The organism is Streptomyces sp. NPDC002536 (genome assembly GCF_053594995.1).
Genome location: NZ_JBSFWU010000064.1, coordinates 26,023 through 44,123, shown reverse-complemented (window position 1 = coordinate 44,123; position 18,101 = coordinate 26,023). Strand labels below are relative to the sequence as shown.

General features: G+C 72.8%; 14 protein-coding genes, 1 tRNA gene and 4 pseudogenes. 10 read left to right on the top strand and 9 right to left on the bottom strand.

Going from position 1 to position 18,101, the window contains the following annotated elements:
* Positions 1-26: 26 nt before the first annotated feature.
* The 4 genes and pseudogenes from tmk to ACWD4B_RS22810 form a co-directional block, all read left to right on the top strand.
* A pseudogene (gene tmk, locus ACWD4B_RS22825) lies at positions 27-2,537 on the top strand (dTMP kinase); the annotation flags it as partial.
* Between the two features lie 83 nt (positions 2,538-2,620).
* Positions 2,621-3,829, top strand: a complete 1,209-nt coding sequence (locus ACWD4B_RS22820; RefSeq protein WP_414170743.1) for a DNA polymerase III subunit delta' — start codon at positions 2,621-2,623, stop codon at positions 3,827-3,829.
* Positions 3,830-4,043: 214 nt separating this feature from the next.
* Complete coding sequence (locus ACWD4B_RS22815) at positions 4,044-5,684, top strand: alpha/beta hydrolase (RefSeq protein WP_451422462.1); 1,641 nt, start codon at positions 4,044-4,046, stop codon at positions 5,682-5,684.
* A 97-nt stretch (positions 5,685-5,781) separates the two neighbouring features.
* Positions 5,782-5,855: transfer RNA gene (locus ACWD4B_RS22810), tRNA-Thr, on the top strand.
* Between the two features lie 333 nt (positions 5,856-6,188).
* Here the strand turns inward: ACWD4B_RS22810 and ACWD4B_RS22805 are convergent.
* Positions 6,189-6,699: pseudogene (locus ACWD4B_RS22805) on the bottom strand (site-specific integrase); the annotation flags it as partial.
* A 358-nt stretch (positions 6,700-7,057) separates the two neighbouring features.
* On the opposite strand from ACWD4B_RS22805, the gene ACWD4B_RS22800 reads away from it, so the two are divergent.
* The 4 genes from ACWD4B_RS22800 to ACWD4B_RS22785 all read left to right on the top strand — a co-directional run bounded on the left by ACWD4B_RS22800 (position 7,058) and on the right by ACWD4B_RS22785 (position 9,627).
* A complete protein-coding gene (locus ACWD4B_RS22800; RefSeq protein ID WP_451422461.1) occupies positions 7,058-7,363 on the top strand; it encodes a hypothetical protein in 306 nt (101 codons plus the stop codon).
* 79 nt (positions 7,364-7,442) lie between these two features.
* Complete coding sequence (locus ACWD4B_RS22795) at positions 7,443-8,102, top strand: hypothetical protein (RefSeq protein ID WP_451422460.1); 660 nt, start codon at positions 7,443-7,445, stop codon at positions 8,100-8,102.
* A gap of 3 nt (positions 8,103-8,105) precedes the next feature.
* Positions 8,106-8,438, top strand: a complete 333-nt coding sequence (locus ACWD4B_RS22790) for a hypothetical protein (protein ID WP_451422459.1) — start codon at positions 8,106-8,108, stop codon at positions 8,436-8,438.
* Between the two features lie 229 nt (positions 8,439-8,667).
* On the top strand, positions 8,668-9,627 hold the full coding sequence (locus ACWD4B_RS22785) for a LysR family transcriptional regulator (RefSeq protein WP_451422458.1): 960 nt from the start codon (positions 8,668-8,670) through the stop codon (positions 9,625-9,627).
* A 130-nt stretch (positions 9,628-9,757) separates the two neighbouring features.
* Here ACWD4B_RS22785 and ACWD4B_RS22780 read toward each other — a convergent pair whose 3' ends face one another.
* The 3 genes and pseudogenes from ACWD4B_RS22780 to ACWD4B_RS22770 all read right to left on the bottom strand — a co-directional run.
* Complete coding sequence (locus tag ACWD4B_RS22780) at positions 9,758-11,146, bottom strand: aminotransferase class V-fold PLP-dependent enzyme (RefSeq protein WP_451422457.1); 1,389 nt, start codon at positions 11,144-11,146, stop codon at positions 9,758-9,760.
* 54 nt (positions 11,147-11,200) lie between these two features.
* Positions 11,201-11,503 (bottom strand): MoaD/ThiS family protein, encoded by a 303-nt coding sequence (locus ACWD4B_RS22775; protein ID WP_451422456.1) that lies wholly within the window; start codon positions 11,501-11,503, stop codon positions 11,201-11,203.
* An 88-nt stretch (positions 11,504-11,591) separates the two neighbouring features.
* A pseudogene (locus tag ACWD4B_RS22770) lies at positions 11,592-11,796 on the bottom strand (hypothetical protein); the annotation flags it as partial.
* 49 nt (positions 11,797-11,845) lie between these two features.
* Between ACWD4B_RS22770 and ACWD4B_RS22765 the strand changes: the two are divergent.
* Positions 11,846-12,178: pseudogene (locus ACWD4B_RS22765) on the top strand (transcriptional regulator CynR); the annotation flags it as partial.
* Positions 12,179-12,242: 64 nt separating this feature from the next.
* Here ACWD4B_RS22765 and ACWD4B_RS22760 read toward each other — a convergent pair.
* The 5 genes from ACWD4B_RS22760 to ACWD4B_RS22740 form a co-directional block, all read right to left on the bottom strand.
* Positions 12,243-13,091 carry a hypothetical protein gene (locus ACWD4B_RS22760; RefSeq protein ID WP_451422455.1) on the bottom strand — a complete coding sequence of 283 codons (849 nt, stop codon included), beginning with the start codon at positions 13,089-13,091 and terminating at the stop codon, positions 12,243-12,245.
* 1 nt (position 13,092) lies between these two features.
* Positions 13,093-13,359: a MoaD/ThiS family protein gene (locus ACWD4B_RS22755; RefSeq protein ID WP_451422454.1), complete on the bottom strand. Its 267-nt coding sequence runs from the start codon at positions 13,357-13,359 to the stop codon at positions 13,093-13,095.
* Positions 13,356-14,492 carry an acyl-CoA dehydrogenase family protein gene (locus ACWD4B_RS22750; protein ID WP_451422453.1) on the bottom strand — a complete coding sequence of 379 codons (1,137 nt, stop codon included), beginning with the start codon at positions 14,490-14,492 and terminating at the stop codon, positions 13,356-13,358. The genes ACWD4B_RS22755 and ACWD4B_RS22750 overlap by 4 nt, the downstream gene beginning before the upstream one ends.
* A 210-nt stretch (positions 14,493-14,702) precedes the next feature.
* Positions 14,703-15,368 (bottom strand): LuxR C-terminal-related transcriptional regulator, encoded by a 666-nt coding sequence (locus ACWD4B_RS22745; protein ID WP_451422452.1) that lies wholly within the window; start codon positions 15,366-15,368, stop codon positions 14,703-14,705.
* Positions 15,356-16,639 carry a sensor histidine kinase gene (locus ACWD4B_RS22740; protein ID WP_451422451.1) on the bottom strand — a complete coding sequence of 428 codons (1,284 nt, stop codon included), beginning with the start codon at positions 16,637-16,639 and terminating at the stop codon, positions 15,356-15,358. Before ACWD4B_RS22740 ends, ACWD4B_RS22745 begins: the two co-directional genes overlap by 13 nt.
* Before the next feature lie 141 nt (positions 16,640-16,780).
* Between ACWD4B_RS22740 and ACWD4B_RS22735 the strand changes: the two genes are divergently transcribed.
* A complete protein-coding gene (locus ACWD4B_RS22735) occupies positions 16,781-18,076 on the top strand; it encodes a glycosyltransferase 87 family protein (protein ID WP_451422450.1) in 1,296 nt (431 codons plus the stop codon).
* Positions 18,077-18,101 lie beyond the last annotated feature (25 nt).

Sequence of the window (18,101 nt, the reverse complement as noted above, 5' to 3'; positions counted from 1 at the left end):
TATGGTGCTGCCGCGCCCCGTAAGGGGCAGGCGCGGCCGCGGCCGTCGGCGTCGCCGCGCTCCAGGCGGCCGACCTCGGCGGCGGCCCGGTGGGCTTCGGGCTGCTCGTCCTCGCGCTCAGCGGCGGGCCCGTCCTCGGGATCCGCTCCGCACGGCGCATCCTGCCCGGCTTCTCCCGGCGCAGGCTGCTGGTGCTCGCGCTGGCCCTGATGGGCGTGGCGCTGCTGGCGGCCGGCCTGGTGCCGGACCCGACGACCGTGCTGCTGCTCCTGCTGTTCGCGGGGTTCTGCGCGGGCATCGTCGCGAGCACCGGGCACGCCCAGCTCGACCAGGAGACCGAGGAGGACCGCAGGGCCCGGACGACCGAGCACCTGCACGCGGTCGTCCGCGTCGCCGTCGCCGTGGGCGCCGTCGCGGCGCCGCTGCTGGCCGCCGTCATCGGGCCGCACCGCATCGAGCGCGGCAGCTTCGTCTTCGCGCACGGCGGCGCGGCGTTCACGCTGATGCTCGTGGGCGCCCTGCTGCTGCCGGTCGCCGCCGTCGTCCTCGGCAAGACCGACGACCGGCACGGCGTACCGTTCCGGCGCGACCTGATGGAGGTGCTGCGGGGCGGCGACCCCGAGCAGGCTCCGGCGAGCACCGGTTTCTTCATCGCCTTCGAGGGCGGTGACGGCGCGGGCAAGTCCACCCAGGTCCAGGCCATCGCCGACTGGATCCGTGCCAAGGGCCACGAGGTCGTCGTCACGCGCGAGCCGGGTGCGACGGCCGTCGGCAAGCGGCTGCGGGCGATCCTGCTCGACGTCGCGTCGGCCGGTCTGTCCGACCGGGCCGAGGCCCTGCTGTACGCAGCCGACCGCGCCGAGCACGTCGCCTCCGTCGTCCGTCCGGCGCTGGAGCGCGGCGCGGTCGTCATCTCCGACCGCTACATCGACTCGTCGGTGGCGTACCAGGGCGCCGGGCGCGACCTCGCGCCCACCGAGATCGCCCGGATCTCGCGCTGGGCCACGGACGGCCTCGTCCCGAACCTGACGGTGCTGCTCGACGTCTCGCCCGAGACCGCGCGCGAACGTTTCACCGAGGCGCCCGACCGGCTGGAGTCCGAGCCGGCGGAGTTCCACCGGCGCGTCCGGACCGGGTTCCTGACCCTGGCCGCCGCCGACCCCGCGCGCTACCTCGTCGTGGACGCGGGCCAGGAGCCGGAGTCCGTCACCACGGTCGTGCGGCACCGGCTCGACCGGCTGCTCCCGCTCTCCGAAGCCGAGGTCAAGGCCCAGGAGGAGGCGCGGAAGGCGGCCGAGGAGGAGGCACGGCGCAAGGCCGAGGAGGAGGCCCGGCGCAAGGCGGAGGAAGCCGCCCGCAAGGCCGAGGAGGAGCGGCTGGAGCGCGAGCGCCAGGAGCAGCTCGCGAAGCAGCGCGCCGAGGCGGAGGAGCGGCTGCGCCGCGAGCGCGAGGAGGCGGAGCGGCGCGAGGCCGAGCGCCTGGCCGCGGAGGCCGCCCGCAAGGCGGAGGAGGAGCGCAAGCGCCGCGAGGCGGAGGAGCGCGCCCATGCCGCGGAGCAGGAGCGCCTGCGCAAGCAGGCGGCGGAGGAGGCCAGGCTGCGCGCCGAGGCCGAGGAGCGTCGCCTGGAGAAGCAGCGCAGGGCCGAGGAGGCGCTGCTGCGCGCGGAGCGCGCGCGGCTGGCGGAGGAGGCCGGGGCGGTCGCCGACACGGACGCGCCTGTGGGCGACGTGCCGTCCCTGCAGAAGCCCGCGGCCCCCGCGGCCCCCGCGGCCCCCGCGGCCCCCGTGGCCGTTGATGCGCCGACCGTCGAGACGCCGGTGCCTGGTGCGAGTGAGGTGCGCGATGCGGACGAGACGCGGCAGCTGCGCGTGCCGTCCGGGGACGCGGTGACGGTGGAGACGCCGGCGCCGGGCGGTGCCGTCGACGCGCCCACCGTGGAGACCCGGACCGCCGCTCCCGACGCGGACGAGACCCGGGTGCTCCCCACGGCGGGTGACGCACCGACGGGTGATGCGCCGACCGTCGAGACGCCCGCCCCGTCCGGGCCGCGTGACGCCGAGACCGTCCAGGCGCCCGTCGTGCACAAGCACGACCCGCACACCGCGCTCTCCGCCGCCGAGGACGAGACCGCCGTTTTGCCGCCGGTGCCCCCCGTGGTGGCCCCGCCGGTGCAGCAGCAGCGCGTCACCTGGGGCATGCAGCAGACGCCCGAGACCCCTGCCGAGGCGCCCGCCCCCCGGAAGATGCCCGAGCGGCCGGAGGACCCGGCCGATCGCGTGCCGTCCTGGCTGTTCCGGCCGGAGGACGAGGAGCGGCGCGAGCCCGCCGCCCCGGCCATGGACCCGGACGGCGAGCGCACGCGCGAGCTGCCGCCGGTCGATGCCGACGGGCAGCAGTCCGGCCGGCCGTCGCGCCGTCGGCCGGAGTGGGCGGACGGCCGTTCCCTTGCGGACGACCTGCTCGGCCCGCGGGACGGGAAGCGGGACAAGAAGCGGGACGAGAAGGACGACGACGGGCGTCGCCGCGGCCGTCGCTGACGCTCCGTGACGGCCGGCGACCCCGCGTTGTCAGTGCCGTGTCCCACAATGGGAAGCCGCAGGACGACAGCGCGGAGGAAGCCATGGCGGTGTGGGACGACCTGGTCGGCCAGGACCGGGTGACGGAGCAGCTCGCCGCTGCCGCGCGCGATGCGGACGCGCTGGTCACGGCGGTGGAGGGGGCGCCCTCTCCGGCCGCCTCGAAGATGACGCACGCGTGGCTGTTCACGGGCCCGCCCGGTTCCGGGCGGGCCACCGCCGCCCGCGCGTTCGCGGCCGCGCTGCAGTGCGTCAGCCCGGATCGCGCGCTGGGCGGCGCGCCGGGCTGCGGCTTCTGCGAGGGCTGCCACACCACCCTCGTGGGGACGCACGCCGATGTCGAGATCGTCCGTACGGACCTGCTGTCCATCGGCGTGAAGGAGACGCGCGACCTCGTGCGCCGCGCCCAGCTGTCGCCCGCCGGCGGCCGCTGGCAGGTGATCGTGCTGGAGGACGCCGACCGGCTCACCGAGGGCGCGGGCAACGTCCTGCTGAAGGCCGTGGAGGAGCCCGCCCCGCGGACGGTCTGGCTGCTGTGCGCGCCGTCCCTGGAGGACGTGCTGCCGACGATCCGCTCCCGCTGCCGCTCCCTCACGCTGCGCACGCCGCCCGTGGCGGCGGTCGCCGACCTGCTGGCCCGCCGCGACGGCATCGACCCCGCGCTCGCCGCCCAGGCGGCCCGCGCCACGCAGGGGCACATCGGCCGGGCCCGCCGCCTGGCCACCGACGAGCGCGCCCGCGCCCGCCGCGAGGCCGTTCTCCGGCTGCCGCTCCGCGTCGACGACATGGGCGGCTGCCTCAAGGCGGCGCAGGAGCTGATCGACGCGGCGGCCGAGGACGCCAAGCAGGTGGCCGAGGAGGTCGACACGAAGGAGACCGAGGAGCTGCGCGCCGCGCTGGGTGCCGCGGCCGGCACCGGCGGCCGTCTTCCGCGCGGCACCGCGGGCGCGATGAAGGAGCTGCAGGACCGTCAGAAGCGCCGCGCGACGCGCACCCAGCGCGACAGCCTGGACCTCGCCCTCACCGACCTGACCGGGTTCTACCGCGACGTCCTTGCGATACAGCTGGGTTCGCGGACGGAGCTCGCCAACGCCGAGGCGCGCGATTCCCTGGAGCGGATCGCCCGCGCCTCGGGCCCGGAGGGGACGTTGCGCCGCATCGAGGCGATCCTGGACTGCCGCCGCGCGCTCGACCGGAACGTGGCCCCGCTGCTGGCGGTCGAGGCGATGACGGTGGCGCTGCGGGCCGGTTGACCCCGGTGCCCGAGGGGCGGGTGAGTAGTACGAGGAGGAGTGGGCACACCGCAGGTTGGGTGATTCCTCACTCGTACGAGGCCGTGTGAGCTTCAAGGCTGGCCAAGTCCGGTATCCGTCCGGATACGCTCCGTATGCGCGCGTAGTCCTACGCATGTCCGCATGTCCTACATATGCCTTACGCCCACCTGTCTCCACACAGAGGGACCAGCCGATGGACACCAGCCGTCTCCTCCGCACCTCCGGCACCCTGATCGCGGCCGCGGCCCTGCTGCTCTCCGGCGTCGCGGCCCAGGCCACGGTGAGACCGCAGGGCGAGGGCGACGGCCGCTCCGCGGGCCTGCCGCCGGACCCCGCCGCGGGGGCGCAGCGCCCCGTCCTCTCGGGCATCCCCGCGGCCGCGCCCCTGCTGGCCCCGCTGCCCGCGCGGGTGCCCGCGGCCCTGCGGCGCTATTACGGACAGAAGCCCTCCTGGCACGCCTGCACCGGCGCCAAGGGTGCGGGCTTCGAATGCGCCACCCTCAAGGCCCCGCTGGACTACGGCAGGGCGCGCTCCGGCGGCGACGTCCGCCTCGCGGTTGCCCGCAAGCGGGCCACCGGGCCCGGCCAGCGCCTCGGCTCGCTGATGGTCAACCCCGGGGGCCCCGGCGGCTCGGCCGTCGGCTTCCTCCAGCAGTACGCGGGCGGCGGCTACCCCGCCGCCGTCCGCGCCCGGTACGACATCGTCGCCATGGACCCGCGCGGCGTGGCCGGCAGCGAGCCCGTCTCCTGCCTCACCGACGCGGAGATGGACGCCTACGCCCAGGTCGACCAGACCCCGGACAACGACACCGAGGTCCGGCAACTGGTCGCGTCCTACAAGAAGTTCTCCCACGGCTGCGCGGCCCGTTCGGCCCGGATCCTCCCGCACGTCTCGACCATCGACGCCGCCCGCGACATGGACATCTTCCGCGCCGCCCTCGGCGACGAGAAGGTGCACTACATCGGCGCCTCCTACGGCACCTTCCTCGGTGCCACCTACGCCGGGCTCTACCCGTCCCGCGTCGGCCGGCTCGTGCTCGACGGGGCGCTCGACCCCTCCCTCGACGCCGAGCAGGTCAACCGCGACCAGACAACCGGCTTCCAGACCGCCTTCGCCTCCTTCGCGAAGGACTGCTCCGCCCACGAGGAGTGCCCGCTCGGCTCCGACAACGTCACCGACGCGGGCAACACCCTCAAACGCTTCTTCCGTGACCTCGATCACCACCCCCTCGCCACCGGCACCTCCCGGCAGCTCACCGAGAGCCTCGCCACCACCGGCGTGATCGCCGCCATGTACGACGAGGCCGCCTGGCCGGTGCTGCGCAAGGCCCTGCGGGACGCCCAGACCGGCGACGGGGCCCTGCTGCTCAAGCTGTCGGACATCTACTACGAGCGCGACCAGCACGGCCACTACGCCAACCTCATGGCGGCGAACTCGGCCGTGAACTGCCTCGACCTGCCCCCGGCCTACCGCAGCCCCTCGGCCGTCCGCCGCGCCCTCCCGGAGTTCGAGAAGGCCTCCCCGGCCTTCGGCGAGAGCTTCGCCTGGGGCTCCCTGAGCTGCGCCTACTGGCCCGTCCACTCGACCGGCACCCCCCACCGCATCCCGGCCCGGGGCGCCGCCCCCATCCTCGTCATCGGCACCACCCGCGACCCGGCCACCCCCTACCCCTGGGCCCGCTCCCTGGCGTCCCAGCTGTCCTCGGGCCGCCTGCTGACCTACGACGGCGACGGCCACACCGCCTACACCCGCGGCAGCACCTGCATCGACACCGCGGTGAACGACTACCTCCTCACCACCACCCCGCCGCCCGCCTCCCGGCGCTGCTCCTGACCGGCCAACCCCCTCCGGACCACCGTGGTCGGAGCACCCCCGGAGACTGTGTAGACTTGGGCGCGTTGCTGATGACGACCTCTGGTTGCGTCAGCTTGCCGCCTTAGCTCAGTTGGCCAGAGCAACGCACTCGTAATGCGTAGGTCTCGGGTTCGAATCCCGAAGGCGGCTCCGAGAAACCCCAGGTCAGATAGCCGCTGACCTGGGGTTTTGTGTTGCTCGGGGCATGGCGCGTCACACGGTCGGGGTTCCGTGGATGGCTTGCGTGAGCGATGCGTGAGCGGAGCGGCTCGGTGCCCTGCTTCTCGGACTTCTTCCGCTTGGCCTTCTCCTGGGCCTGGGCTTTCGCTTTGTCCTTCGCCTTCCTGGCGGCCTTGCATGCCTTCTTCGCCTCGGACTTGCGCTGGAGGGGAACGAAGAGGTCGGTCACCTTGCCGGGATGCAGCCAGGAGCCGTCCTCCTGGGTGAAGACGAGGCCTGTGGCAACGGCTTCTCGCCCGTCTGCGAGGCCCGCAGAGTCGCCTTGATGTGCAGGCGTGTGGCGGGGCCGGTGACGCGGCGGGCGGCATCGCATCGATCGCTGCCTTCATCGCCTTGCGGAGGCTGCGGTTTCCCTGCCTCCTCCAAGGGGCGGTCGCCAACTCGGCGATCACGGCCCGCCGTTGGGCACTCTGCTCCAGGAGTCGAAGTGCGCGCCGGAGATGGCCGTGCGCATGCGCCTGCCCGCGTGCCACTGATCGAGCCATTCGCCGACGGTGAGCCTCCTGATGAGATCCTGGCCGGACTCGAGGCGGCGCCTCATCTCTTCGGCGTCCGGCAACGGAGCCTTCTCGATGCCGACTTGCGTCAGCATCGCGGCAATCGGCTCCGTACCCTCGGGGCCGTCGGTGTCGGCGAGCCCAAGGAGGGCGCGTATGTGGTCGAGGTCGGCCTGGGCCACCTTGAGGCTGGTGTACCCGCCGCGCGAGAAGGGCTGCCTGCCGCCGCCCTCACGGGGCCGCAGCTCTTGGCGCATGGAGTACGTGCAGTGGTTCCAGGCGGCGGTGGAGCGGGCCGGGATCGCCCCCGGCGAGGTGGGCCGCGCGCGTGTGTGGCGTACGGCAGGGGGCGACGCATGCGCACCGGGCGCCGATTCGTACCCGTCCGGTAATTAATCCATCCTGTTCCGGTCTTTTACTGCGCCCGAGAGCCCGACCTAGAGTCGTGGCATCGGGAATGACGGCCAACTATGCACGGTGCTGCGATAAATCGGCCCGCAATTGGTCTTTCTCTTCCGGCGTGCGGCGCGATTATCGTCGATTCGTCGATTCGGCTTGGTGCTTTCCGCAGTCCGTAGGGAGAGCATCCGCCACATGGAATACCTGGGAGCATTCGTGACGACCAAGCAGGAAGATCAGCAGATCTCGCGGCATCGTGCGGAACCGGCCCGCCCGACACCGCCCGGGCGCCCGCCGCGCTGGAAGCAGACCATACTCACCTTCGTCGGCATCTACCCGATGCTGACGATCTTCCAGCTGGCCTTCGGGAAGTACCTGGCCGCCCTTGCCCTCCCGGTCCGCGTCCTGATCATCGTCGCGGTCATCGCGCCGCTCGCCACCTATGTCGTCTTCCCGGCCCTGACCAGGCTGGCCGGACCGCTGATGAAGCCGGCGGCGCCGCGATCGGGGCCCATCAGCTGAATCAACACCGAAACGGGGGAATTTCCGCATGTCTCAACTCCTGCCCGAAAACGATCGGGCCGGGGGTGCCCTCCTTGCTATGGAGGGCACCCGTACGCGTACGGTGCTCATGGATTTACGCGCGCTGGATAAATTCCTGGAGCTGTGCACCGAGGAATATCTGAGCTGCACTCCGCAGGATCCGCCGGGCTTTTTCGCCGTACTCGTCGGTTCATTGTTCGGCGATATCGCTCATATCAACCGGCTTGAGTTCGCGCGGAACGTAAGGGCGTCCGACCTTGCCGCGGAGGCGGAATTCGCGGCCAATATCGTGCCCTGCTTCGGCGCCGCGTACCGCAACAAGCGTCGCGGCTACTGGTGCGATGCGCGGGACCTCCTGCGCATCGACCGGGAGGCGCAGCGTGACGGTCTGGACATCGTCGGCTCCGTCCATCTGCACCCCGACTGGCACCGGATCGGCCCCGAAAACGAGCGTGGGCTGCGGATCAGTGAGCAGCCGACGCCGATGGACCGCCACATGTTCGCCAACACCGGCTGGCCGATCAACATGATCTGCTACCTGGAGAGCCGGGAGTCGGTCGTGCAGCCGACCCTCGGCGCCTGGGCACCGCCGCCCGGCGTCCCCGGCGAGGGCGTACCGGGCGCCTGCGCGCCGCTCGCACTGCGGTTGCGCGACGGCGCGGGAGAACTCCTGGAAGGGGACTCGCTGCGGCTTCCCCCGATCGAAAGGGTGAGGTGAACCATGCACCTCGTCATCGCCTGGTGGGATCTGGCCGAGTCGTCCCAGACCATCGATTCGCTGCGCGCCTATCTTCGCGACGAGGCCGTGAACGCCTTCGCAGAGGTACCGGGGCTGCGTCTGAAGACCTGGCTCTCCGACAGGGCCGCCAACCGTTGGGGGGCGATGCTCCTGTGGGAGTCGCGGGAGGCCGCGGCCCAGCCGCTGCCCGGCCGCGCGCCGGCGCTGATCGGCTTTCCGCCCACCGCCTATTGGGCGTTCGACGTGGAGGCGACGGTCGAGGGCCGGTATGCCCAGGAGGCGCTTGCCGGGCTGGGGCTCGCCTTCGAGCGGTGAGCGCCGCGTAGACGGCCCTTCCGGACCCTCCGGTCCGTCGAGCAACGTCCTTTCTGTACTGCAAAGTTCAACCATTGCCTGATTTCAGGGGTGGTTTACAGTGTGGGCGTCGCTTGAGCTGTAGGGGGATCTGGTGGCAACGAATCTTTCCACCTGGAAAAAGGGACTGCTGAAGTCGGCCGCCCGTCCCTGGGCGGCCGACCTTCCCTTCCTCACCTGTGGTGGACCCATGAACATCGAACTGCGTCACTTCCGTTATGCCATAGCCGTCGCCGAAGAGCTCAGTTTCACCCGCGCCGCCCAGCGCCTGCACGTCGCCCAGTCGGCGCTCTCGGCCCGGATCAAGGAGATGGAGGCGGAGCTCGGCGTCGCGCTCTTCCACCGGACCACTCGACGCGTGGAGCTGACGGAGGCCGGCAAGAGATTCGTCGCAGAGGCCGAACACGCCCTGCGCCACCACGAAGAGGCGTTGCGCCAGGCCCGTGAGGCCGCGAGCAGCATAAGAGCCAGACTCAAGGTCGGGTTCCAGGGTGTGGGGGCGTTGGAGCTGACGCCCCTGATACTTGAGGTGTTCGAGGGTCGATGTCCCGGCGTGGAAGTCGAAATGTGCCGCTATGACTGGGACGACCCCTCAGCCGGCGTCAACACCCAAGAGGTCGATGCGGCGTTCGTACGCCCGCCGTTCCAGGCCCGCGACCTGAACATGGAGCCGCTGTTCGCGGAGCCCCGGGTCGCGGCGCTGCCGCATCGCCACCGTTTCGCGACCCGGCCGCACGTCCATATCGCCGAACTGCTCGACGAGCCCTTCGTCCTGCGTCGCAGTCCCGACCGGATCTGGGCGGACTACTGGATGTGTGCCGAGTACCGGCGGCGGCTGGACATGCCGCGGCTGGTCGAGGTCTCCAGTGCGGACGACGAGTTGCAGGCGGTCGCGGCCGGCCGGGCCATCAGCATCACACCGGCCGCCGCCGCCCGCTTCTACCCGCGCTCCGGCATCGTCTACGTACCGGTGGAGGGCGTGAGCCCCAGCACCGTCGCGCTCGCCTGGCCGCAAAATGCCATGAATCCGGCAGTGGTGGCCTTCGCCAAGGCGGTCCGGCAGGTCTGCCGCGCCAAGCCCCACGTCCTGCGCACGATCACCGACCCGATGGGCACGTTCACCCAGGGCCTGAAGGGGCGCGCGGGATAACCGTCCCCGGCACGGCAGGCGGGCGGGCCAGCCGACCGCGGAGGGCGAGCACGGTGCCGGGCGCGGCATGCCTCCCGGCCGCCGGCCCGCCCGGCCCCCCCCTCTTACGTGGCTGCCCGCCGCCTGTCTCTCAGCCGCCGCAGCCCGCCCCGACGGGGACGCGAGGCGCCTCCGCCCGCCGTTCCACGGCCCGCAGCCGCACCTGCGCACCGTGGTTCAGCGTCGGCATCGGCCGGGGGTCGGGGTCCGGCACGAACCGCTCCCCGTCCGCCCGGTAGGTCCATGCGGGGCCGCGTTCGACGAGACGGGCCAGCGCCCAGGCGAAATCGCTGATGCTCTGCTCGGTGATCCCGGCACCGATACTGGCCCGGAGCGCGCTGCCGCTGCCATGGCTGTTGCCCAGAAGGTGCTTGACCAGCGGGTGGGCGCAAAAACGCCCGGTGCGTACGGCGATGCCGTATTCCGCGGACAGTGCCGCCGACAACAGGCCGGGCTCCCACCCCTGCACACTGAACGTCACGGTACCGACCTTCGGATGCCGTTCGTCCCACATGCGGTAGAGGTGCAGGCCGGGAATGCGGGCGAGCTCCCGCTCCAGCAGAGCGGTGAGCCGCTGCTCCTCTTCGACGAGACCGGAGCGGAGCGGGTCGTACAGCAGCTCGCACGCCGTCGCCAGCGCGTAGTTGCCCAGGAAGTTCGGCGATCCGGCCTCGTGCCGCTGGGGGGAAGGCGCCCAGGCCACCGTCGGCAGATCGACGTGCCGGGTGGCCCCGCCGCCCGCGAGGTAGGGAGCCGCGCTGTCCAACCAGTCGGAGCGGCCGACCAGCACGCCGGCGCCGTATGGGGCATAGAGCTTGTGCCCGGAGAAGGCCACATAGTCGACGTCCCAGCCGGACATGTCCACTGGCCGGTGCGGCGCAAGCTGTGCGGCGTCCACCACGGTCCGTGCGCCGTATCGGCGTGCCACACGGGCGAGTTCGGCGACCGGCCACAGCTCACCGGTCACGTTGGAGGCCCCGGCGATGGCCACCAGGCGGGAGCCGCCGGCCCGGCCGCCGCTCCGCGTCGCTGCGGCCAGCGCCGCGTCCAGGAGCGCCAGGGCATGCTCCGGGCTGTCGGGTACCGGCAGCCGGTGCACGGTGCGCCGCTCCCACGGCAGGAGATTGGCGTGGTGCTCGGTGGCGAAACCGAACACCTCGCACTCCTCCGGCAGGGCGTGGGCCAGCAGGTTGAGCGAGTCGGTGGTGTTGCGGGTGAAGATCACCGTGTCATCGGGCCGGGCGCCGGTGAAGGCGCGCACCGATTCCCGGCAGGCTTCCTGCAGTTCCGTACAGACAGTGGAGGGGAAGCCGTCCCCCCGGTGCACACTGCCGTACCAGGGCAGTATTTCGTCCACCGCAGCGCGCACACGCGTGGCGCACGGCGCGGTCGCAGCGTAGTCCAGATCGAGTCGGCGGACTTCTCCGCCGGTCACCAGGGGCACCCATTGCCGGTCCCCCACCATTGCCAGCTTTCCCATCGATTCAGCCCCCGTCATGTTTCCCCCGATATCCCCCGATGCCCTACGCACCGTTCACCGACACGGCAGCAGCGCGGTCTCCTGGCCCCCGGCCACAGCCGGGATGACCGACATGACCGCCCCTGCCGCGACATCGGTACGGACACCGTCGGCGAAGCGGATGTCCTCGTCGCCCACGTAGACGTTGACGAACCGACGGATCTCGCCGGCCTCGTCGGTGACCCGGTCGCGGATCCCCGGGAATCGGTCTTCCAGGGACGTGAGGACCTCCGCCACGGTGGTGCCGGACGCAGTCACCTCGACTGCGCCTGCCGTGTAGCTGCGCAGGATGGTCGGTATACGCACGGTTACGGACATGGTTATCCGTTCTCCCCTCGGTCCAGTGTGGTGTCGACCGTACGGCGGGGGAGCAGAGCAGGGGAAAGTCCATTGCGGGCGTGATTTATCACCCCGTCGGCCACAATTGCCGCGCGTCGGCCAGCGCTTCTCTGCGGCGGTCTCGGGCGGCCATGTCGGCGACCAGTTCCCGGACGGCGGATGTCCTGGGCCGCGCAGCTCCCGGCGATGCGCAGAGCCTGGTAGCCCTCGGCGAGGCGGCCCTGTCGGCTGTAGGCGCGGGCGGATTCACCCCACAGGGCGGCACGGCGCTCGGCCTCGGCCATGGCCCGGCCGACCGCGAGCCATGCGTTGCCGTGATCGCTCGGCATCGCCTTCACCGGGACCCACCTTCCCGGCATCACACCGGCCCCGCTGTTCACCGAGACCCTCGGCCTCGTCACCGGCACCCACCACTCCCGGACACGACCGGAACCCCTACCGGTGCGGGCTCTCAAGGACGAGCAACTGGCCCTGCTCAGCGGAGACTTCGCGACCCGCGGCCACATCGACGCCCCCGTCCCCCTCGAACCGCCCCTGCCAACCCGCACCGTCACCCTCCTGCACCGTGAAGGCGCCTACCAAAGCTCCGCCTCCCGCGCCTTCGCCCGGCTCACCCACGACCTTGTCCGCACCCGCGGATACACCCCCGCCCCTGTGAACCGCCGGCCCGGCGCCGACCTGCACGGACAGGCGCCGGGCCGGCGGTGCGTGCCCCGCCTCACCCCGCGTCGAGCAGTTCCCACACCCGCAGAGTGGCCGCCGCCGTCCGGGACGGGTCCGCGTGGGCGATGTCGTGCCGGAAGACGGTCCTGCCCGGCTGGGGTGTGTGGTGGGTGTGGGTGACGGTGCGGCAGGTGTCGAAGACGAACATGGGGCGCCGGAAGAAGGCGACGAGGCTGCGGATCGGGGCGCGGACGGCGGGGAGCACGGTGGGGCCGGGGGTGGTGAAGAGGCGTTCGCGGGCGGTCGTCGCGAGTTCGATCATCTCGATGAACGACCACTGGTCGGCCACTTCGCACTGGCTGCGCAGGAGGGTGGTCTCCCATTCCCGCGGGGCGAGGAGCTCCGGGCCGAGGGCGAACGGCTGCCGGGTGCGGGCCTGTTCGCGGAAGGTGTGCGGTGACAGGCGCTCGGCCGCGGTGAATCCCGCGAGGAGGTCCGGGGGGAGAGCGCCGGGCTCGGCGGACAGGGTCCCGGGTTCGGCGACGCCGAGCACGCGCAGGACGAGGCGGACCCGGGCGGCGGTGCGGCCCCCGGCCTCGTAGTCCATGGTCAGTACGAGCCACTCGCCCGGGCCGTCGGTGGCCAGCCGGGCCCGGACGTCGAGCCAGGGGGTGTCCGCGAACCGCAGGTCGGGGGTGGTGTAGTCGAGGCGGGCGGTGCGGACGACGACCGCGGTGCGGTGTTTGTGCACGAGGTGCGGGAACGGCGTGAGGTGTTCGGCGAACCAGCGGGCGAGGCCGTTGGCGGCCAGGTCGAAGAGGGCCCGCGGCCGGAGTTGGAGCGGGCTGAACCGGGTGGGGTACAGGGGTTCGCGGAAGGTGGTGTCGCGGGCGTCGGCGGTCACGTCAGCCTCCCGCGATGGCGGTGAGGAACTCCACCTGGTCGGCCTCCGCCAGCGGCATGCCGAGATCCGGGGCGGCGACCCGTTCGCCGTTGAGGAAGAGCTGGTGGCTCCGGCGGATCTGCCCGTTCGCGTCGCGCAGGACCTGGCGTAACTGCGGGTGCCGTCCTTCGAGTTGGTCCAGGGCCGCGCCGAGGGTGCCGGCCTCGACCTGTACGGTGCGCTCGTAGTTCACCAGGCGCAGCATGATGCCGCTGAATCGGATGATCATGTGGGGTTCCTGCCTTTCTGCTCAGCACACATGCCGAGGTTGATTTCCAGGAGGTCCTGGGTGCCCGCGCCCGCGAGCAGTCCGTGGACCTCGCGCAGGAACATGCCGTAGCGGGGGTCCCCGAAATAGGCGTGCCCGCCCAGGACTCTGAACGCCTCGTTCACGGCGGCCAGCGCCTGTTCGGTGACGTGGTGCTTGGCGGCGGAGATCACCGGGTCGAAGACGGGGTCAGCGTCCCCCGCATCGAGCCGGGCGAGGGCCCGGTGGACGATGGCGCGGGAGGCCTCGACGGCGATGTACATCCGGCCGACGGCCGCCTGCACGTTGGGCAGGTCCATGAGCGTCTGCCCGTAGCGGACGCTCTCCCGGAGCCGGGCCGCCGTGTCCTCCAGCAGTCTCCGTATCTGGCCGGTCGTGAACGACGCGATGACGATGCGGCGGGCGTTGAGGTACTGCTGCGCATGGCTCAGCCCGTCGGCCGGGGCGAGGACGTGACCGGTCGGGATCCGTACGTCCTTGAACGTCACCGACGCCGCGCCCGCCGTCCGGAAGCCGGTGGCGTGGGCCGGTTCGACCTCGACGCCGTCGGCGTCCGCCGCCACCAGGCAGGCTGCCAAGTCGCCGTGTCCGGTGGCGGCGTAGGTGAGGAAGACGTCCGCGAGCAGCCCGCCGGTGATGAAGCCCTTCCTGCCGGAGAGCCGGAAGTCCGGCCCGTCCGGGGTGAGTTCCGTGCGCAGGGAGAGCAGGTCGGTGCCCTCGGAGAAGGCCAGTGCGGGCAGGCACTCCCCGCGGCTGATCGGCACCGCGTAGGCGTCGACGAGGTACTCGTCCCCCGTTGCGCACAGCAGACTTGCGATGGCCGCGTGGATGCTGACCACGGTCGGGAATGCCGGGTCGGCGCACAGGTACCCGATCTCCTCCAGCGCCCGCCCCCAGGTCACCGCGTCGGCGCCCTCGCCGGACACGGCGGCGGGCAGCGGGAAGGCCTGTAACCCCAGGGCGCCGGCGGCGGCGAAGGCCTGTCTGGGGACGGGGACGCCCTCGGCGTACCGGTCGGCCGCCCCGGCGCCGATCTCCGCCAGGAGGTCCCCCCACCGCGACCGGACCAGTCCGGCGACTTCACCCTCGCTCATCCGCATGGCGGACTCATCTCCCCGTGCACACACGCCCGTTGGCGCGAACTGCTGGCCTACGGCTTTCAGTGTGTATTCGTGTCACGGGTGTGCACAGGGCGAACGGCCGGGCGCCCGAGGTGCCGGTGTGGGAGCGGTCGGGCTCGTGCGCCGAGAGCGCATCAGGGGGGCGCGCGGTGACGTGTGGGCGCTTCCGGGGACGGGGACCCCTTACGAAGAAGCCCCCTCCCGGAGGTGGGCGAGGACGGCGAGGACGCGGCGGTTGCCGTCGGTGGGGCCGAGGCCGAGCTTGGCGAAGATGTTGCTGGCGTGCTTGACCACCGCGGCCTCGGTGACGACGAGCCGCTGTGCGATCGCCTGGTTGTTGAGGCCCTCGGCCATGAGCGCGAGGACCTCCCGCTCGCGGGGGGTCAGCCGCTGCAGGGGCCGGTCCGCCGTCTGCCGGCTGAGCAGGACCCGGACCACCTCCGGGTCGATGACGGTCTCGCCGGCCGCCACGCGGCGCAGCCCGGTGAGGAACTCGGACACCTCGCCGACCCGGTCCTTGAGGAGGTAGCCGAGCCCGGCCGTGCCCGAACCGCTGCTGCCGAGCAGCTGGGTGGCGTAGGCGGTGGCGACGTACTGGGAGAGGACGAGCACGGCCAGCCCGGGGTACCGGGCACGCAGCTCCAGGGCGGCTTCGAGGCCCTCGTTGGCGAAGCCGGGGGGCATCCGGACGTCGGTGACGACGATGTCGGGGCAGTCGTCCTCCACGGCGCGGGCCAGGGCCTCGGCGTCACCGACGGCGGCGATGACGTCGTGCCCGCCGCGGGTGAGCAGCTCGACCAGGCCGGCGCGCAGCAGGACGGAGTCCTCGGCCAGGACTATGCGGAGCACGGGACCTCCACGCGGAGCTGGGTCGGGCCACCGACGGGGCTGGACAGCACGAGCCTGCCTTTCAGAATCGCTACGCGGTCCGCCAATCCTTGCAGACCGGTGCCGCCCTCGGGGTCGGCGCCCCCGTGCCCGTCGTCGGTGACGAGCAGGGTGAGCCTGTCGTTCGCGTAGGTGCCGACGACGGCGATGCGCGAAGCGCCGCTGTACTTCGCGGCGTTGGTGAGCGCCTCGGTGACGGTGAAGTACGCCATCGTCTCCACGGCGGAGGGCAGCCGGTGCGGCAGGTCGATGTCGACGGTGACGGGAACGGGGTGGTGCAGGGCGAGTTCGTCGACCGCGGCGGCGAGGCCGTGGTCGGTCAGCACCTGCGGGTGGATGCCGCGGACGAGGTCCCGCAGCTGGTCGAGCGCCCGGCGGGCCTCGCCGCGGGCCCGGCGGACCAGTTCGGCCGCCGCGGAGTCGCCGTCCTGCAGCTCCATTTCGGCCAGGCCCAGCGTCATGGTGAGGGCGACCAGCTGCTGTTGGGCGCCGTCGTGCAGGTCCCGCTCGATGCGGCGCCGCTCGGCCTGGAAGGCGTCCACCAACCGGGCCCGGGAGCGGGTGAGTTCGACGACCCGGCTGCCGAGGTCCTCGTCGCGGGCCGCCAGCAGGAACCACGCCGTCCGTGCCTGCACGCCGGCCAGCAGGGCTCCCGCGTACGCGCACACGGCCAGCCCCAGGAGGCCGGCGGCCGCGCCCGGCAGGGCGGCGACCGGGCCGGACAGCGCCTGCCCCGGGACGAGCATCACCGTGTCGGGGGCCACCGCCCACACGATCACGGGCGCGGCGAGCAGCAGACCCGACAGGCCGAGCAGCATGGCGAAGCAGATGCCGGTGCCGGTGAAGACGACGGCGAAGGCGGCGGCGTAGCCCAGTTCGCGCCAGGTCGCGCGCTCGCGCAGGCGGGTGCGCAGCCAGAACCAGGGGCCGGACCGGGTGAGCGTGCCGTGCGGGTCGGGCACGTGGTCCGGCCCGATCAGCCGCAGCCGGCGGCGCTCCACGGCGGCGACGGGGATGCCGAGGACCGCGGCCGCCGCCAGGACGGGCAGGCCGATGCCGACGACCGACAGCCCCACTCCGGCGACGACCAGCACGGCCAGGACGAGCAGGGTGAGCACGCCGAGCACCGCGCCGCTGAGCAGATATGCCCAGCAGCGCCAGGGCCAGGCCGAGACGAGAAAGCGCAGGGGGCGGCGTCTGACCGCGTCCCACACGGCGATACGCGGGTCCACGCCACGACCCTAACCCGTGCTCAGAAGGCCGGGGAGGTAGGGAAAACCCGACCCCGGATCTTCGATACAAGGCCAGTGACCTGCGGTGTTGCCAACAGATGGAATACCGGGGTGAGCGCATTTCGAGTGAGGGACCGAGTCGTGGAACTCCCGGCCGCCGTCTCGTCGGCCGCCGGCCGCCGCCGGTGGAACCGGCGCGCGGTCCTGGCCCTGGGCTGGCTGGTCGCCGCCGTCTGGGCGGGGGCCTTCCCGGTCGTGTCCACGCTCCCCACGCACCGCACGTGGGGACTGTGCGCCGCGGTCGGCTACGTCCTCGCGGCGCTGGCCGCGTGGTGGCTCCCGGGCCGCCGGGCGGGCTCGGTCTCGGCGGCGCTCGCCCTGACCGGTGCCGTCGCGGTGCCGCTGCTGTTCCTGCTCCACAGCGGGGCGCAGCAGGCCGAGGTCGGCGTCATCGAGCGGTCGACGGCCCAGCTGCTGGGGACGGGCAGCCCCTACTCCCCGGACCCGCAGAGCGTCGCCGACTACAACCCCTACCTGCCCGGGATGGCCCTGCTCGGCCTGCCCCGGGCGGTGCTGGGCGACGGCTCCCCGGTCGCCCAGGCCCTCGGGGACGCCCGGCTGTGGTGCGCGGTGGCCTTCCTGGGCTGCCTCGCCGCCGGGCGCGCAGTGCTCCGTCCCGCCGGTGGCCCCCGCGCCGGCGGGACGGACGGGGTGTCGTACGGGACCGCGGTGACCTGGCTCGTCGCCTCGCCGGTCGTCGCGCTGCCGCTGTGCGTCAGCGGCGTGGACCTGCCGCTCACCGGGGTCTGCTGCCTGGCGCTGGCGCTCGCGGTGCGCGGCCGGGCCGTCGGGGCGGGCGTGGCGCTCGCGCTGGCCTGCTCGTTCAAGTGGACGGCCTGGCCCGCCCTGCCCGTGGCGCTGGCGGCGCTGGTCTGTCTGTACGGCGGCCGGGCCGCGGTGCGCTGCCTGGTGGTGGCCGGGGCCGGTGCGGCCGCGCTGATCGTGCCGAGCGCCCTGCTCACCCCCGGTGCGATGGCCGAGCATGTGCTGGCCTTCCCCACGGGCCGGGGTGCGGTGCCGACGCCGGCGGGCAGCCCGCTCCCGGGGCACCTGCTCGCCGGACTGGGCACGGCAGGCTGGCTGGCCGCGGTGGTCCTGCTGGGCGGCGCGGCGGTGGCCGTGGCGGTCTCGCTCGTCGTCCGGCCCCCGGCCGGGGTGGCGGCCTGCGCGGACCGGCTGGCGCTCGGGCTGACGGCGGCGTTCCTGCTGGCGCCCGCGGGGCGGTTCGGGTACCTGGCCCTGCCCGTCGTGCTGGTGGTGTGGACGCGGCTGGCCTCCGGACCGCGTCCCCGGGCGGCGTACGGCTCGCGGACCGTTGCGCGGAGCGTGCCGCTGCAGCGCGGCGCCGGGCGGGTGTTGTCGGCGGCCGGACGATGACCGTCCGTCACGAACGCTGCCCCCG

What these genes read in the sequence shown, in the direction of transcription:
- ACWD4B_RS22820 (WP_414170743.1), top strand. Translation starts at nt 2,621, where the DNA reads ATGGCGGTGTGGGACGACCTGGTCGGCCAGGACCGGGTGACGGAGCAG.
- ACWD4B_RS22815 (WP_451422462.1), top strand. Translation starts at nt 4,044, where the DNA reads ATGGACACCAGCCGTCTCCTCCGCACCTCCGGCACCCTGATCGCGGCC.
- ACWD4B_RS22795 (WP_451422460.1), top strand. Translation starts at nt 7,443, where the DNA reads ATGGAGGGCACCCGTACGCGTACGGTGCTCATGGATTTACGCGCGCTG.
- ACWD4B_RS22790 (WP_451422459.1), top strand. Translation starts at nt 8,106, where the DNA reads ATGCACCTCGTCATCGCCTGGTGGGATCTGGCCGAGTCGTCCCAGACC.
- ACWD4B_RS22785 (WP_451422458.1), top strand. Translation starts at nt 8,668, where the DNA reads ATGAACATCGAACTGCGTCACTTCCGTTATGCCATAGCCGTCGCCGAA.
- ACWD4B_RS22780 (WP_451422457.1), bottom strand. Translation starts at nt 11,146, where the DNA reads ATGGGAAAGCTGGCAATGGTGGGGGACCGGCAATGGGTGCCCCTGGTG.
- ACWD4B_RS22775 (WP_451422456.1), bottom strand. Translation starts at nt 11,503, where the DNA reads ATGTCCGTAACCGTGCGTATACCGACCATCCTGCGCAGCTACACGGCA.
- ACWD4B_RS22755 (WP_451422454.1), bottom strand. Translation starts at nt 13,359, where the DNA reads ATGATCATCCGATTCAGCGGCATCATGCTGCGCCTGGTGAACTACGAG.
- ACWD4B_RS22750 (WP_451422453.1), bottom strand. Translation starts at nt 14,492, where the DNA reads ATGAGCGAGGGTGAAGTCGCCGGACTGGTCCGGTCGCGGTGGGGGGAC.